Source organism: Aestuarium zhoushanense, assembly GCF_056431045.1.
Map to the genome: position 1 here is coordinate 1 of NZ_JBWKMA010000012.1, position 14,843 is coordinate 14,843.

A 14,843-nucleotide genomic window follows, 5' to 3' on the forward strand; every position below is an offset into this window, starting at 1 on the left:
TCATAGAACAGCTGCGCCGGTGCCGTTTGGGTGCCCATCATGACGAAATCCTCCAATCCCCTCATATTCGAGTGAATCAAAGGACTTGCCGCGCTGCAACAAAGACTTTTTCAACAGCATCGGCGGGAAGCGGTCCTTCGCTGCAAATTGTACCAACGACCGCTTTGGGTGTTGTCGATTTTGCTGCATACAGCTTAACGGACTGTAGCCAGTGACGTTCTGGCCCATGAATTGTCGACACTGAACCCATGGACAACTTAGGCTTGCGTATAGGCCGAATGTCGAGCAACCTGATTGAGGTAAATTGTTAGATCTATTAGAAGATAAATGAACCTCCATATCACCAAGATCGACATTCGGAACTTCCGCTCGGCCCGGAACCTGTCGCTGTCAACAGGTAAATTGGCCGTTTTGGTAGGCAAGAACGACTCAGGCAAGTCGAACGTCCTCAGGGCCCTTAACCTGTTCTTCAATGGCCGGACAATGCCCGACAGTGTCCTCAATTTCGACGTGGATCACAGCGTTTTCAACAACCCTAAAAAGCGTGCAAAAGAAATCTCCATCACGCTCGAAATCAAGATGCCGCAGACGTACAAGGCCACGAACGGCGACTTCGTCGTTTGGGAGCGCCGCTGGCGGTCCGAAGGGTTGGTTCATGATGAATACTCTGGGCGGCGGCAGGTGGCTGGTCCACGCGGTGGCACCAAACTCGAAACAGTGGAAATTCCTCAAAAGTCCAACGCTCATGCACTATTGCGAAACATCAATTTCGTCTATGTCCCTGCGATAAAGGACTTGGAGTACTTTTCGGAACTCCGTGCAAGTATCTACGACATCATTGCCGAGGTGGCGGACAGGGAATTCCGGAACTCAAGCCAAGACTTCGAACAATCGATTTCCCACCAACTTGAAGACCTAACGCAACAGATTACGGCGTCTCTAGGGTTCAGATCCCGCTTGGCACTACCCAAGAACCTCAGTCATATTTTCGAAAGCCTCGATTTTCTGAGCGAAGGTCAGGACATTTCGCTTGATGCTCGGGGCGACGGGATCAAGGCTCGACATATTCCCCTGATCCTCAAATTCATGGCAGACAAGAAGCGCGGTCTTCATGGTCGGGGAGCCCAACCACACACGTTCATCTGGGGATACGAAGAGCCGGAAAACAATCTGGAATTGTCCAGCTGCGTTGAGCTCGCCGATCAGTTTTGGGACTTCATTGACCATGGTGTCTCACAGGTATTCCTGACCACGCATTCCCCAGTGTTCTACAACCTGCACCGCAAACAGGAAGAGGGTGAGAGCCGGATTTCCTGCCACCACATCTTTCGAGAGGCGGATGAGGTTGGAACCAAACAGGCCACTGAGCTTGGCGATCTTGATGATCGGATGGGAACCACGGCCTTGTTCGCACCTATGGTGACGGAGTTGGAAGACAGGGTCCGACGCCAGGAACAAGCCCGAGCCGACGTGGAACAGCTTGCCTTGGCCAACCGTCGGAAAATCTTTGTCGAAGGCGATTCCGACAAACTTATCATCGACAAGGCCCTGAAAGTTTTTGCGGCTGAAAGGGTTGCCGAAATCGATGTTGAAACCAAAGTCGGGGCTGGCATCAACTATGTGATCGACATGCTTCATTCATGGCGGAGCCGTGCAAAGCACCATCCAGAACTACCCAAGGCAGCGGGCCTGCTTGACCTCGACCCAGAAGCGAAGACCGCCCTCAAAAAGTGGAACGATATCCCCGACAATATCAAGTCGGCGAAGTGCTTCAAGCTGCCAACGCCACCGCATCTGATCCCAGTGCTGCAGGCCGGGTTCCGGGTGCCGATTGTTCTTGAATGTCTATATGACAAGGCAGCGTGGGTCTGGGCCGACGATCGCGGGCATCTCAAAGCCAGGAACGTTCCCAGTGTGATCTCGAACGAACTTAACAACCAGATCGTAAACGCCGAGACCACATTGGATGATCACTTGCATGAGGACTGGGCGATCTTCGTCAAGAAGGAGTTCGAACAGGCAGGCAAGGGGTCGATGGCCAGGCACTACGCGAACAAAAACAATGATGATTTCGGTGCTCTGATGCCCTTCATGGAGCCCTTGGTAGCTGAAATTGTGGCCTACCTGTTTCAAGAGGGAGAATAAGCAGAACAACCGGGAGGTGGGCCAGGTAAACAGGAAGTTGGGGCATAGCAATGAGCATGTCGGGTTTGACGAAAAAGGTCGCAATCTTCAGTTTCTCTTAAAAGTTACAGACATAGCAGTCGTTCGTCTGCCGTGGGGTGAATGGCCAGTTCGGGCCGGTTCCAGTCATCCGCGATATCAAGGGTGAACAAAAAAATTCGGGCCAAATCGCACATGATACCCTCATCACGAAAATGTAGTCTAAAAGTTCACACTCCTTGAGCAAAGCAACTACATCTCGATATGGCCATTACCCCCTTAATCAGACCTACTTGCGCATTGTGTCTGCTACCGCATACTAACTTAATATTCATAAGTAACCGCTTGTATGACCTCTCCAATACCTCTGCACCCCGATCCTCAACCAAGAGAAACCTTGCACTCATTCACGTCGCGCTTCGCTCACATGAACGGGGTCAGCTTTCGTGAATTTCTGACAGACCTAGGCATTCCGTTTGGTGATTTCCTAAAATTTAAACACTTGGCTGTGACGCAATTAGGGGATTTTGCGGGGCTCGCGGATCATCAAATCAAAGAAATGATCTCGTGGAGCGGAATACCATCCGAGGCAGGCCACTGTCTCTTTCGCGGAGAAGACTTCATTGTTCGAGCTGTGAACCAAGGTCGGGTCCGAGGATGCCCAGTGTGCCTCCGCGAAGACACCAAACAGAACAAAAATGACCCGCTGTCCCATACCTACCTTCGTGGCGACTGGGGCTTTCGAGAGGTTCGGGTTTGCACACGACACTCGCATCCCTTGGTGCCACTATGGCAATCCACATCTCAGCGCGATCGAGAAGACATTCCCAAAAATCTGCGCCCTGAAATTGGCAAAATTCTTGAGGGAGAACTCGACCTTCCTCAAGTCGATGTCACAGACTATGACAGATGGCTCGACAACAGATTGAGCACTGGAACCGACACGACATGGCTGTCAAACGCGACGATCTATAGTGCGGCCACTTTCTGCAGGCTGATGGGGAAAGCAGTCAGCAAAGGCGACATTAAAGCAGATCATCATTTAATAGGTTTCAATATCCTCAAAGGGGGTAAAGAATCCTTCGTTGACGCTCTACAAGACCAAATTGATAGAGAAGAAAGCCATAACAAAGAGCTAAAGAGTATTTTCGGAGGGCTGTTCTACCGCACAAAAGCAGTGAATTCGATCGACCTCCCCTGCTTCGGTCCATTTGTAGACGTTCTTCGCGAGGTCGCCATCAATAACTGGCCATTCGATGAGGGCGACATCGTTTACGGCAAACCCGTCGCAAATGGGGTTGTCTGTTCAGTTGAGACCGCAGCGCGAGAGAGGGGAATTCCCAGCGACACCCTTGCTCTGGTGTTCGAAGAGGCTGGTCTTATTAAGCCGGTACCGCGCGTTGCCACACGTCGCTTCTTCAAAGTGAAGGACGCCACAGACCTGCTTGAGCAAATGCAGCACTGGGTGGATGCAACTCAAATTAGGAAAAGTCATGGTCTTTCACCAAGAGAGTTCGACGCGCTGGTCACTGCCGGCCTCATAACGGCCCAGTCAAACGTCACTCGGCTGCATCGCAGATGGGTTCCCAATGGCCTCGCCTCTCTGATCGATGACTTGGAAACCAGAGCTGTTCTCGAGACAGCAGCCAAAGGTCCCTCACAATCGTTACTCTCGACGCAGACCAAAACAGGCGTATCGATCTCCGATCTGGTTCAAGCAATCACAGACGGAAGACTTCCGCTATATTTGGATCCTGCTGATCGAGGGTTTTCGAGGTTCCAATTGAACCTTGCGGAAGTGCGCGACGTTCTTGGCCATCTTTTTAAAACCCCAGACGAAGGATGGGTCGGCCTCTCTGAGTTCGGCCGAATGATTGGCATTCGTGAAACTCAACATCTCAAAGCTCTGTCTACGACAGGCACCATCAAACTTGAAAAACATCGGAACCCCAAAACCGGCGTGATCCAAGAGGTTGTAACTCGACAAGCCATTGAGAATTTCCACAAGACCTTCACGACACCGAAAATCTTACAAACTAAGTTTGGGGGAGCCTCACGCTCCTACCGAGTAAAGCTCGAAAAGGCCGGTCTACACCCATTGCGTCCAGAAGGCCGTGACATTGGGGCAGTATACGAGAAGGTCATTGCGACAGAGATTTGCGATCCCAATTAAAGGTCACACAACAAGTGCCCCGTCTCTAATCGACCTGACCTAACGTCGATCGCTTATTCTCGACGGCGGCCAGCGTTCGGACTGAATCCGCAATTGGAAGACTGCCCCCAAGCAACAGGGTGAGCGGCCTGAGTCGACCAAGCGCCTTTATTTTAGAGCCATTGGTCCTGTCTCGAAGGCATCACTCGATCAACCCCGAGCCGCCCACTCTCGGTCGAATCTTCAAATTGCCAATAAACCTGTGGAAAGCTGACGAAACTGCTTGACACAAATTTGCACGAAAACGGCAGAATTTGCACGCTTATGGTTAATCGGCATCTATTTTATGAAGTGGTCGGGGCGATAGGATTCGAACCTACGACCTACGGTACCCAAAACCGTCGCGCTACCAGGCTGCGCTACGCCCCGACTGCGCACCGTTTAGCGATGCTTTTCGGAATTGAAAAGCCCCAAGCGTGCTTTTTCTTAGTTACATGGCAAAGCGGCGTTTTCTCCGATCGATGGATGCTGCAAAACATCGCCTTCAGCCATGCCTAAACGCCCTGCAAGGCCGCCATTTATCTCTAAAACGTACTGAACCTGTGCCCCACCGTCTATTGGCGTCCGGTCGAGCGGGATCGCATTGGGATGAATGCGGGTAATCGTACCCGTTTCATCTGCGAAAATCATATCAAGAGGAATCAGTGTGTTGTGCATCCAGAACGCCACCTGATGCGGGCGTTCGTAAACGAACAACATCCCCGTCATCGTCGGCATCTCTGGCACGTTCATCAGCCCTTGGGCTCGTTCGTCCGCAGTATCCGCCACCTCTACGGTGAACCGCGCCTGACCAAAGTCGCCCCGAACCAACACCTTATCCAAAGAACAAGCCGCCGCAGCCGGTTGGGCCACGGCGGCTAGCGCTGCAATCACGAGCGATATTAATCGTCTAGATGAATGCTTTCCCAAATCAGAACCTCGACCGCCAGTTTCCCGCGCTTTCCGTCGATGCTCTTCATGGCGATAGCTTCGCCTGGTTGCAGGTCGGCAAGGCCAGACCGGCGCAGAACTTCGATGTGCACAAAGATATCTTCGGACGAACCAAAGACGTTGGCAAACCCAAATCCCTTACCTTTGTCGAACCATTTAACCCGAGCAGGTAAAATCGGCGTGTTATCGAGAACCTCAGGATCAACATCCACCAGATCCGCCAGCATACTCCCGTTAGCTGGCAACTCAGGTGGTGAAATCGCGATAACCTCGGTTGCTTGAAGACCACGATCCGTCTCTTGAACGAGCAGATCAATATCCGATCCATCCGCCACCGAACTCTGCCCAAAATTGCGTAGAACGTTTGCGTGCAGCAAAATATCCGCGCCGCCTTCGTTTGACACGACAAAGCCAAAGCCTTTGCCAGGATCAAACCATTTTACACGCCCTTTGACAGGGCGTTCATTTATTGTGTCAGTCATCATACTTTCAATCCCGCCGCGGGCCCCCATCCGGCCGCAGCTTCACCGCGTCAGCAGACCTGTTTTGTTCGCAAGAAACAAGTCCCACCAACGGCATTTTGATCATCTTAGGGATACAAACGGACCGCCGACCAAGGTGCGTTTACACCTTCGCGTGTCCATCTAAAGCGATCATGCAACCTAAACGCGCCATCAGCCCAGAACTCTATCTCGACTGGTGTGATGCGGAACCCACCCCAAAACGGTGGGCGCGCCGGATTGATTCCCTCTTTAGCGGTAACAACGGCCACTTCGGCCATCAAAGTGCCCCGACTATCGAGAGGTTGCGATTGTTTCGACGCCCATGCCCCCAAACGGCTCTTGAGAGATCGCGAATGATAATATTCGTCCGCCTGCGGTCCGTCCTCGCGTTCGATGGTTCCGCGCACCCGGATTTGCCGACGAAGGGACTTCCAATGCATGACAAAGGCAGCTTTCCCTGCCCCCTCTAGCTCTTGGGCCTTTTTGCTCCCGTAGTTCGTGTAGAACACAAAGGCGTCGTCCTCGATCTCTTTGAGAAGCACCATACGCGCATTCGGCAGACCGTCTGCGTCCACGGTCGACAGCGCGATAGCGTTCGGGTCATTGATCTCGCTTTTTTCGGCCTCAGCCAACCAGTCCCGCGCCAATTGGAACGGATCGTCGCCTGCGAAAATGCCAGTGCGGTCACTCATGATACCCTCTTCTCATCAACAAGGTGGCGCGCGTAACAAGCGCGTTTTGATACAACAACTGTGACGTTGCGTCTCACACAGGCTTGAAGCGACTGGTCCAATCGCCTACACCGAAGCGATATAACGCGAAAGGGGCAAGGGGGACACAATGTCGTCGCAACTCATGCAGGGCAAGCGCGGTCTAATTATGGGCCTCGCCAATGACAAATCAATAGCTTGGGGCATCGCCAAAGCACTCGCAGACGCTGGTGCGGAACTTGCCTTTTCCTATCAGGGCGAAGCGCTGCTGAAACGGGTTGGCCCGCTCGCTGAACAGCTCGGCTCTGACACGGTTCTGCCGTGCGACGTGTCCGACATGGACTCTGTCGATGCGCTTTTCGCAGAGCTTGAGAAAAAATGGGGCAAGATGGACTTTATCGTCCACGCCATCGGTTTCTCGGACAAAAACGAACTGCGTGGCCGCTATGTGGACACCACCCGCGAAAACTTCCTGATGACGATGGACATCTCTGTCTATTCGTTCACCGCCGTTGTTCAGCGCGCAGCAAAGATGATGACCGACGGTGGTTCGTGCCTCACCCTCACCTACTACGGTGCAGAACGCGTCATGCCACACTACAACGTCATGGGCGTTGCCAAAGCAGGCCTCGAGGCGTCTGTGCGCTACCTCGCCGAAGATCTGGGCAAAGACCGTATTCGCGTCAACGCGATCTCGGCGGGTCCGATCAAAACGCTGGCCGCATCGGGCATCGGTGACTTCCGTTACATCCTGAAATGGAACGAATATAACTCGCCGCTGCGCAAAAACGTGTCGATCGACGAAGTGGGCGGATCCGCGCTCTACCTTCTGTCCGACCTCTCAACCGGCGTGACGGGCGAAACCCACCACGTTGACGCAGGCTACCACGTTGTCGGCATGAAAGCCGTCGACGCGCCTGACATGAACAAAGAGTAAAACATGACCGCCGCCGCATTTCTGTCGATCGTTCTGATCCACCTTGCGGCGGCGATTTCCCCTGGACCCAGTTTTGTCGTCGCTGTGCGCACCGCAGCCTCGGACGGGTTCAAGGTGGCAACCGCCCTCGCCCTTGGGTTCGGGCTCGGTGCGATCCTCTGGGCCACGGCCGCAATGGCTGGCCTCGCCCTTCTCTTTGAAATTCTCCCCTCGTTGTTCATCGGCCTCAAAATGGTCGGTGCCGCGTTCCTCTTTTGGATAGCCTACAACATGTGGAAACACGCCAGCGAGCCGCTGGCCGAGCCGACACCGGGCGCCGCCCCCCGCTCTGCCGTTTCTGCGATGCGTTACGGATTCCTGACATTTGCCTCAAACCCAAAGCCCGCCGTGTTCTTTGGCGCGGTCTTTGTCGGCCTCGTGCCGCATGACACGCCCTTGCCGTGGCGTCTTGCCATACTTGCGGCTGTTTTCGCCAATGAAACACTCTGGTATATCATCGTTGCTCGGGTCTTTTCTCTGCCCCGCGCGCGTGCTGCCTATTTGCGACTAAAGGCCGGTGTTGACCGGATGTTCGGCGGGCTCCTTGCCCTGCTCGGCCTGAAAATCGCCCTGACGTAAAGGACTGACCAAATGGCAAAGAACGATCTTCTGCCCCACGAAAAAGGGTTCCATGTGTCTTGGGACCAAATCCACCGTGACAGCCGCGCGCTGGCATGGCGTCTGGACGGCCAAGGTCCGGCAGAAGATGGATCGTGGAAAGCCATCGTGGCGATCACCCGTGGCGGCATGGCCCCCGCGATGATCATCGCCCGCGAATTGGATGTCCGCACCATCGACACCATCAGCGTCAAATCCTACAACCACCAGAACCAATCCTCGGCTCAAGTGCTCAAGGCACCCGACGCAGAGATCATGGGTGACGGCACGGGTATCCTCGTCATAGACGACCTCGTGGACAGCGGTAAAACGCTCGAACTCGTCCGCGAAATGTATCCCAACGCCCACTTCGCCACCGTCTACGCAAAGCCCAAAGGCCGCCCGCAAGTGGACACCTTCATCACCGAAGTCAGCCAAGATACGTGGATTTTCTTCCCTTGGGATATGGCGCTGCAATACGTTCAGCCCTATCGCGGCACCGATTAATCATCGGATAAAATCTAACAATTCGAACATTTTTTGGCGCGAAATACTATACTTTCGCGCCATTTTTATACAAAAGTATACATTTTCCCAGATTTCCACGCCAATTCAAAAAACCGCGTCCCGTGGCGGTTTCCCGTGGGTCCCCGCTTGCACCTTATCGCCCGCCCGCCTATTCATTGCAGGCCTTGTTTGACAGGGTGAAGAGATCAGTTTCAGGGGGGCCGCAGATGGCACGCGAAAAGAAGACAAAATTGGGCGTCTGGGTCATCTTGGGCCTTTTGTTCTTCAGCCTTGTGGGCTTTGGCACGACGAACCTGTCGGGTCGGACAAACACCCTCGCAACAGTCGGTGACAAAGAAATCACCCTGAACCAATATGCACTCGAACTGCGTCGCGGCATCGACACCTTCTCGGGTCAAGTCGGTCAACCGCTCAGCTTCACCCAAGCACAATCGCTCGGCATCGACCAACAGGTGCTGAACGACATGATCAACATGCGCCTGTTCGAGAACGAAGCCTCTCTCATGGGCGTGTCTGTTGGCGACCAACGTCTGCGCGACCGCGTGACCTCTAACCCGAACTTCCAGGGCCTGTCGGGCACCTTCGACCGCGAAGCCTACCGCGATATCCTGTCCCGCATGGGCACCCGCGAAAGCGACTATGAACAAGCGCTCCGCGATGAAATGGCCGCGACCGCGCTACAGATCAGCCTGACCGCTGGCTACACCGTTCCCGCTGGCTACATCGATGCGATCGTGAACTATGCCGCAGAACGCCGTGACATCACTTGGGTTCAGGTCACTGACGCCGCTCTGACCGATGCGATCCCTGCCCCGACCGACGAAGACCTCGCTGCCTACCACGAAGGTCACCCTGCCGATTTCACCACGCTCGAAACCAAATCCATCGTTTATGCGGCCCTGACACCCGACATGCTGCTGCCGACGATAGAGGTGGACGAAACATCGCTTCGTGATCTTTATGCGCAACGCACCGCCGACTATAATAGCCCAGAGCGTCGCTTGGTCGAACGTCTCGGCTTTGCGGATGACGCCTCTGCCCAAGCCGCTATGGACGCGATTACCGCTGGCGAAACCGACTTTGACCAACTCGTTGCGGACCGTGGCCTGACGCTTGACGACGTTGACCTCGGTGATGTGGATCAGGTGCAACTTGCCGAAGCGGGCGCTGCTGTTTTCGCGGCTGCCTCGGGCGACGTTGTTGGCCCACTGCCCTCGCTGATCGGGCCCTCGCTGTTCCGCATCAACGCCGTGCTCGAAGCGGAATCGATCCCGTTTGAAGTTGCCGCTGACGAACTCCGCGCTGAACTGGGCCGTGACCGCGCCCGCCGCGTGATTGGCGATGTCGCCGAACAGATAGCTGACCTGATCGCTGGCGGTGCCCGCGTTGAAGACCTTGCTGACCAAACCCAGATGGAGCTTGGCTCGATTGACTGGACAGTCGCCTCGACCGACGGCATGGCCGCTTACCCTGAATTCCGTCAGGCCGCTGCCGTGGCGCAGATCGGTGCCTATCCTGAACTGATCGAAATGTCTGACGGTGGCATCTTTGCGCTGCGCGTCGAAACGATCCAAGAGCCTGCTCTTCAGCCGCTTGAGGACGTTATCGATGAGGTGACCGCTGGATGGACACGCGACACCACCCAAGCCGCGATCCTCGCCAAAGCCGAAGAGATGGCAACCGCCCTCTCCAACGGTTCGCAGTTCGGTGAGTTTGGCCTCGCACCAACCATCGACGTTGACGTAACCCGTCAGACCTTCCTCGACTACACTCCCGAAGGTTTCATGGCGCGCGTATTCGAAACCGAAGCTGGCAAAGGCTTTGCCCTGCCCTACGACGGCGGTGCGGTGCTGGCCCGTGTCGATGCCGTGAACGCACCGAACCTTGAGGACCCCGATGTGATCGCCCTGCGTGATCGTTTCGCGGCGCAGCTGTCGAACGGTGTGGCTCAAGACGCGATGCAGATTACGCTCAACACCCTGCGCGGTGAGACCGACATCAATGTTGTGCGCGAGGCCGTGAACGCGGTCCACGCTCAGATCCAATAAGGGAACCGCACTATGGCCCTCAGCCCAGATTTCGAGAGCTTCCAACGTGGCTATGACGCTGGTGAAAACCAGATCGTCTACACTCGTCTGGCCGCTGACCTCGATACGCCTGTGTCCCTCATGCTCAAACTCTCCGGCGCGGGCAAAGATGCCTTCATGCTGGAAAGTGTGACTGGCGGCGAAGTTCGTGGTCGCTACTCTATCGTTGGCATGAACCCTGATCTGATCTGGCGCTGTGACGGCACCACGGCCCGCGTCAACCGCGCGGCCCGCTATGATGACGACGCCTTTGTCGAAGAAGAGGCCGATCCGCTCACATCGCTGCGCAACCTGATCGCGGAATCGAAGATTGATCTGCCTGACGATCTGCCTGGCGCTGCGGCTGGCCTCTTTGGCTACCTCGGCTACGATATGATCCGTTTGGTCGAACACCTGCCCGACGTGAACCCTGATCCCATCGGCCTGCCCGACGCGATGATGCTGCGCCCCTCGGTCGTGGCTGTCCTCGACGGTGTTAAGGGCGACGTGATCCTCGTGGCACCTGCATGGGCGAACTCTGGCCTCTCGGCCAAGGCTGCCTTTGCCCAAGCCGCCGAACGCGTCAAAGAAGCCCAACGCGCCTTGGATCGCCCTGTCCCCGTCGACAGCCGCGAATTCCGCACCGCGCATGAGGCTGCCCCTGCCACGTCGAACTTTACCAAAGACGGCTATATGGCTGCGGTCGAAAAGGCCAAAGACTACATCCGCGCGGGCGACATCTTTCAGGTCGTGCCAGCTCAACGCTGGACCCAAGAGTTCCGCGAGCCACCCTTTGCGCTCTACCGTTCTCTGCGCCGCACGAACCCCTCGCCGTTCATGTTCTTCTTTAACTTCGGCGGGTTTCAGGTCATCGGCGCCTCGCCTGAAATCCTCGTTCGTGTGTTCGGCAATGAGGTCACCATTCGCCCCATCGCAGGCACCCGCCCCCGTGGCGCCACGCCCGAAGAGGACAAGGCGAACGAACTCGACCTCTTGGCCGACAAAAAGGAACTGGCAGAGCATCTCATGCTCCTTGACCTTGGCCGCAACGACACGGGCAAAGTCTCCAAGATCGGCACCGTCCGCCCGACCGAACAGTTCATCATCGAACGCTACAGCCACGTGATGCACATCGTATCAAACGTGGTCGGTGAACTGGCCGAGGACCAAGACGCACTCTCTGCCTTCTTTGCGGGGATGCCTGCGGGCACCGTCTCTGGTGCGCCCAAGGTCCGCGCGATGGAGATCATCGACGAGCTGGAACCCGAAAAGCGCGGCGTCTATGGCGGCGGCTGTGGCTACTTCAGCGCGAACGGCGACATGGACATGTGCATCGCCCTACGGACTGCGGTCCTCAAGGACGAGAAGCTCTACATCCAAGCCGGCGGCGGCGTTGTCTACGACAGCGACCCCCACGCCGAATACATGGAAACCGTCCACAAATCGAACGCCATCCGCAAAGCCGCCGAGGACGCAACGCGGTTCACGGGATCGGGAAATAACTGAGAAAAAAGAACCCCGCGCAAGCGGGGTTTTTTGTTAGAAATCTAGCCAACGCTCAATTTCATTATTTTCGCCAGCGCCATCATCCCATAAAATCTTTAGATGGATCCTACGCGAGGAATTTAATGACGCATGTATGGTAAAATCTATTTTTTGATATTGAGCTAACATCGGTAACGGAAGCCGTTTTTTAATTTCTGATGTCGCAAACAATGAAGCTCCTTCTTTAATCTCCAAACGAACATTGCTGGCTGAACCATTTCCAGAGTTAAAAACTCTCAAACGGTGGGTATATTTTCCACTTCGAAACAGGTTCGCATTTAAATTGGCTCTTAAATCTTCCTTCACCGATTTTTTATTACACCGCCAATTTTGGTAAGTCCGCCAGCCCCAATAGGACAAAGAAATCAGTGCCGCAAATATCGTAAATAGTAGTTCGTAACCAACCTCGGGATTAAAAATGAACATTTCTTTCAAGTTATTTTCCATCCAGCTTTCTTGAATGAAGACTTTAACTGAGCCACGAGATTATCTCGCACTTCCCTAGATACCTTCGACTTTTCTTCAGAGATTTCTTCGCCGTTTGCTTCGACGAGTTCCTCATACAAGAAACGTCGACCGCACATTTGGCAAGTGTAGGTCTGGTCCTCATCTGGACCTTTACATTGATCATGGCCACAAGTTGAGCACCTCAACTTGATCTGCAGATCACTATGTTTACTCATTTCTACCTCGCAAAAACAATCTAAGGTAGACTATAAAGCGCCAAAACAGGCGTCAAGGAACCGCGCAGGAAACCCCTCAGCCCCCTGCGCTTAACTCTCTTACTCTTCGATCATGTCCACGCGGGTGGCGTGGCGGCCGCCTTCGAATTCGGCGTCGAGGAAGGCATCAACGATGGCCAGAGCCAGACCTTCGCCCACAACGCGGGCACCGATCGAGAGGATGTTGGCGTTGTTGTGCTGACGGATCATCGCAGCCGAAAACTGGTCAGAGCAGACACCGCAACGGATGCCTTTGACTTTGTTCGCGGCCATCATGATGCCTTGGCCCGTGCCGCAGAGGATAATGCCCAGATCGCAATCGCCCGAAGCCACACGCTCTGCCGCGGCTTTGCCGTGGACGGGGTAATGAGTGCTGACGTTCTCAGTCGGGCCGATGTCGACGGCCTCATAGCCTTTGGCGGTGATGTGGGCTGCGATGGCCTGACGCAGCTCGATTGCGGCGTGGTCGCTAGAGAGGACGATACGTGTCATGGTGGTTCCGTTTGTAGTGGGTTTCGTCTGGGAGATAGCCCGAAGGCCCGCCCGTTAGTCCTTTAAAATCGCCGAAACAGGGGCCAAAGCGACCTGCCCCGCCCTATTTGCCGTCGACCAAAGCGTCAGCGCGCTGAGCGTTTCCGCCCGCAGACGCGAGATCAGCACAACGCCGCTGGTTTGCCGCGCCTGAAACGCGGAACGGTCGATAAAGCGGCGGATGACGGCGGCGGTTTGGTCGTTGCTATCCAGATCACGTTCGACCGTGGCAACGGGCACATCTGCGCCCTCAGCCGCACGGATCGCCGCGTTCAGGCCACTCGCCGCCGTGATGAACCCACGCCCATCGGCCGCAAGGCGGGCCATCACGGCCTCGGTCGCTTGACGGTTCGATTGCAGGCCTGCGTCCCCCATATCGAGCACCATCGCAGCCTCTGGCATGGTGGCAAAGGTGGCTTCCATCACTTGAGCCGCATCAGGGGCCGTGGCGTTGGCAGGCAAGGTCAGGATCGCCGCAACCTCATAGCCCACCGCGCGGTAAGCCGCCGATTTCGATGCCGCATCAGGGTCAGAGACAGCAATCGCGACCGTCACGGGGAACGGCACAGCAGAGAGCAGCAATGGCCCGTTCGGCAAAGCCCCGTCATCAATCACAACAAACGACATCAGCGGCAGATCGTCGGGGTTCGCGAAATAGGCCGAATAATCGAGGAGCGCGTTGGTGCTGACCTCGACCACGGGCGCCTCAGTTTCGGTTGTGGGGCGACGGATCACAACGGCGCTATCGCTCGACGGCATCACGCTCGCGGGTTCACCAGAGCGACCGGGCACAGGGGCCGCATTAACGATTGGTGCCTCGGGTTCAGGCGTGGGTTCTGGCTCAGGCGCAACCACCTCGGGCACCACCACGTCCGGCACCACCATCTCAGGCGCGACATCCGTCACAACGGGCGCGTCCTCAACAGGCGCTGGCTCTTCCTCTGGCACCACGATCACTTCAATCGCGGGCTGGGTGCTGACCACGATATCGGCCTCACCTGATGGCATTTCAGGCTGTGCAACCATTGGCGACTGCAGAACAGGCGCATCGGTCGTGGCCTCAACGCCCGCGGATTGTTCCGCCTCTGGCACGGCCATATCGCCTGCAATTTCAATTGGATCAGGACGATCAGCAGGTGTCGTATCCGCAATCGGCGGCGTCGGTTCGGTGATCTCCATCGCGACACCGGGTGACATATCAGGCGCTTCGATCTGGATGCCCGTCGCCGCATCAACAGCCAAGGTCGGGCTTTCCACCTCGACCGCGACAGGCTCAATCTCCGCGGACTGAGTTTCCACCCCGACAGGAGGCGTCGATGGTACGGGCAATGGGGCCAACAGTGACACCACCGATAGCCCT

Annotated in this window: 15 protein-coding genes and 1 tRNA gene; 8 read left to right on the forward strand and 8 right to left on the reverse strand. The window is 55.6% G+C overall.

Annotation, left to right across the window (positions count from 1 at the left end):
• From AC07ED_RS04595 to AC07ED_RS04605, 3 genes are all read left to right on the forward strand, one after another.
• Positions 1-215: hypothetical protein (locus AC07ED_RS04595; protein WP_478241886.1), on the forward strand; the 215-nt coding region annotated here is incomplete at its 5' end.
• 112 nt (positions 216-327) lie between these two features.
• Positions 328-2,145, forward strand: a complete 1,818-nt coding sequence (locus tag AC07ED_RS04600) for an ATP-dependent nuclease (RefSeq protein WP_105234914.1) — start codon at positions 328-330, stop codon at positions 2,143-2,145.
• Between the two features lie 367 nt (positions 2,146-2,512).
• Positions 2,513-4,336: a TniQ family protein gene (locus tag AC07ED_RS04605; protein WP_105234913.1), complete on the forward strand. Its 1,824-nt coding sequence runs from the start codon at positions 2,513-2,515 to the stop codon at positions 4,334-4,336.
• A 331-nt stretch (positions 4,337-4,667) separates the two neighbouring features.
• Here the strand turns inward: AC07ED_RS04605 and AC07ED_RS04610 are convergent.
• The 4 genes from AC07ED_RS04610 to pdxH form a co-directional block, all read right to left on the reverse strand.
• Positions 4,668-4,744 (reverse strand) — tRNA-Pro (locus AC07ED_RS04610).
• A gap of 57 nt (positions 4,745-4,801) precedes the next feature.
• Positions 4,802-5,248: a DUF192 domain-containing protein gene (locus AC07ED_RS04615; RefSeq protein WP_245918139.1), complete on the reverse strand. Its 447-nt coding sequence runs from the start codon at positions 5,246-5,248 to the stop codon at positions 4,802-4,804.
• An 8-nt stretch (positions 5,249-5,256) separates the two neighbouring features.
• On the reverse strand, positions 5,257-5,790 hold the full coding sequence (locus tag AC07ED_RS04620; protein ID WP_105236336.1) for a cold-shock protein: 534 nt from the start codon (positions 5,788-5,790) through the stop codon (positions 5,257-5,259).
• Positions 5,791-5,894: 104 nt separating this feature from the next.
• Entirely contained in the window at positions 5,895-6,500 is a 606-nt protein-coding gene (pdxH, locus tag AC07ED_RS04625) for a pyridoxamine 5'-phosphate oxidase (protein WP_067545481.1), read from the reverse strand.
• 148 nt (positions 6,501-6,648) lie between these two features.
• Here pdxH and fabI point away from each other — a divergent pair, with 148 nt between their 5' ends.
• The 5 genes from fabI to trpE all read left to right on the forward strand — a co-directional run bounded on the left by fabI (position 6,649) and on the right by trpE (position 12,191).
• On the forward strand, positions 6,649-7,455 hold the full coding sequence (fabI, locus tag AC07ED_RS04630; RefSeq protein WP_105234912.1) for an enoyl-ACP reductase FabI: 807 nt from the start codon (positions 6,649-6,651) through the stop codon (positions 7,453-7,455).
• A 3-nt stretch (positions 7,456-7,458) separates the two neighbouring features.
• Positions 7,459-8,073: a LysE family translocator gene (locus AC07ED_RS04635; RefSeq protein WP_105234911.1), complete on the forward strand. Its 615-nt coding sequence runs from the start codon at positions 7,459-7,461 to the stop codon at positions 8,071-8,073.
• A gap of 12 nt (positions 8,074-8,085) precedes the next feature.
• Positions 8,086-8,598 (forward strand): xanthine phosphoribosyltransferase, encoded by a 513-nt coding sequence (gene gpt / locus AC07ED_RS04640; RefSeq protein WP_105234910.1) that lies wholly within the window; start codon positions 8,086-8,088, stop codon positions 8,596-8,598.
• 227 nt (positions 8,599-8,825) lie between these two features.
• The gene (locus tag AC07ED_RS04645) at positions 8,826-10,667 is read left to right on the forward strand and encodes a peptidylprolyl isomerase (protein WP_105234909.1); all 1,842 of its coding nucleotides are present in this window, start codon (positions 8,826-8,828) and stop codon (positions 10,665-10,667) included.
• 12 nt (positions 10,668-10,679) lie between these two features.
• Positions 10,680-12,191, forward strand: a complete 1,512-nt coding sequence (gene trpE, locus AC07ED_RS04650) for an anthranilate synthase component I (RefSeq protein WP_105234908.1) — start codon at positions 10,680-10,682, stop codon at positions 12,189-12,191.
• 33 nt (positions 12,192-12,224) lie between these two features.
• On the opposite strand, the gene AC07ED_RS04655 is transcribed toward trpE, so the two are convergent.
• From AC07ED_RS04655 to AC07ED_RS04670, 4 genes are all read right to left on the reverse strand, one after another.
• Positions 12,225-12,677 (reverse strand): hypothetical protein, encoded by a 453-nt coding sequence (locus AC07ED_RS04655; protein WP_158664501.1) that lies wholly within the window; start codon positions 12,675-12,677, stop codon positions 12,225-12,227.
• The gene (locus AC07ED_RS04660; protein ID WP_478241889.1) at positions 12,662-12,913 is read right to left on the reverse strand and encodes an ECs_2282 family putative zinc-binding protein; all 252 of its coding nucleotides are present in this window, start codon (positions 12,911-12,913) and stop codon (positions 12,662-12,664) included. The genes AC07ED_RS04655 and AC07ED_RS04660 overlap by 16 nt, the downstream gene beginning before the upstream one ends.
• Before the next feature lie 99 nt (positions 12,914-13,012).
• Positions 13,013-13,444, reverse strand: coding sequence for a ribose 5-phosphate isomerase B (gene rpiB, locus AC07ED_RS04665; RefSeq protein ID WP_074038990.1), 432 nt, complete (start codon positions 13,442-13,444; stop codon positions 13,013-13,015).
• A gap of 54 nt (positions 13,445-13,498) precedes the next feature.
• Positions 13,499-14,782, reverse strand: coding sequence for a divergent polysaccharide deacetylase family protein (locus AC07ED_RS04670; protein ID WP_158664500.1), 1,284 nt, complete (start codon positions 14,780-14,782; stop codon positions 13,499-13,501).
• Positions 14,783-14,843 lie beyond the last annotated feature (61 nt).

Excerpts from the sequence above, each read along its gene's own strand:
- AC07ED_RS04620 (WP_105236336.1), bottom strand. The coding sequence starts at position 5,790 with ATGATGACTGACACAATAAATGAACGCCCTGTCAAAGGGCGTGTAAAA.
- AC07ED_RS04600 (WP_105234914.1), top strand. The coding sequence starts at position 328 with ATGAACCTCCATATCACCAAGATCGACATTCGGAACTTCCGCTCGGCC.
- AC07ED_RS04655 (WP_158664501.1), bottom strand. The coding sequence starts at position 12,677 with ATGGAAAATAACTTGAAAGAAATGTTCATTTTTAATCCCGAGGTTGGT.
- trpE (WP_105234908.1), top strand. The coding sequence starts at position 10,680 with ATGGCCCTCAGCCCAGATTTCGAGAGCTTCCAACGTGGCTATGACGCT.
- AC07ED_RS04660 (WP_478241889.1), bottom strand. The coding sequence starts at position 12,913 with ATGAGTAAACATAGTGATCTGCAGATCAAGTTGAGGTGCTCAACTTGT.
- rpiB (WP_074038990.1), bottom strand. The coding sequence starts at position 13,444 with ATGACACGTATCGTCCTCTCTAGCGACCACGCCGCAATCGAGCTGCGT.
- AC07ED_RS04605 (WP_105234913.1), top strand. The coding sequence starts at position 2,513 with ATGACCTCTCCAATACCTCTGCACCCCGATCCTCAACCAAGAGAAACC.
- gpt (WP_105234910.1), top strand. The coding sequence starts at position 8,086 with ATGGCAAAGAACGATCTTCTGCCCCACGAAAAAGGGTTCCATGTGTCT.
- pdxH (WP_067545481.1), bottom strand. The coding sequence starts at position 6,500 with ATGAGTGACCGCACTGGCATTTTCGCAGGCGACGATCCGTTCCAATTG.
- AC07ED_RS04635 (WP_105234911.1), top strand. The coding sequence starts at position 7,459 with ATGACCGCCGCCGCATTTCTGTCGATCGTTCTGATCCACCTTGCGGCG.
- AC07ED_RS04645 (WP_105234909.1), top strand. The coding sequence starts at position 8,826 with ATGGCACGCGAAAAGAAGACAAAATTGGGCGTCTGGGTCATCTTGGGC.
- fabI (WP_105234912.1), top strand. The coding sequence starts at position 6,649 with ATGTCGTCGCAACTCATGCAGGGCAAGCGCGGTCTAATTATGGGCCTC.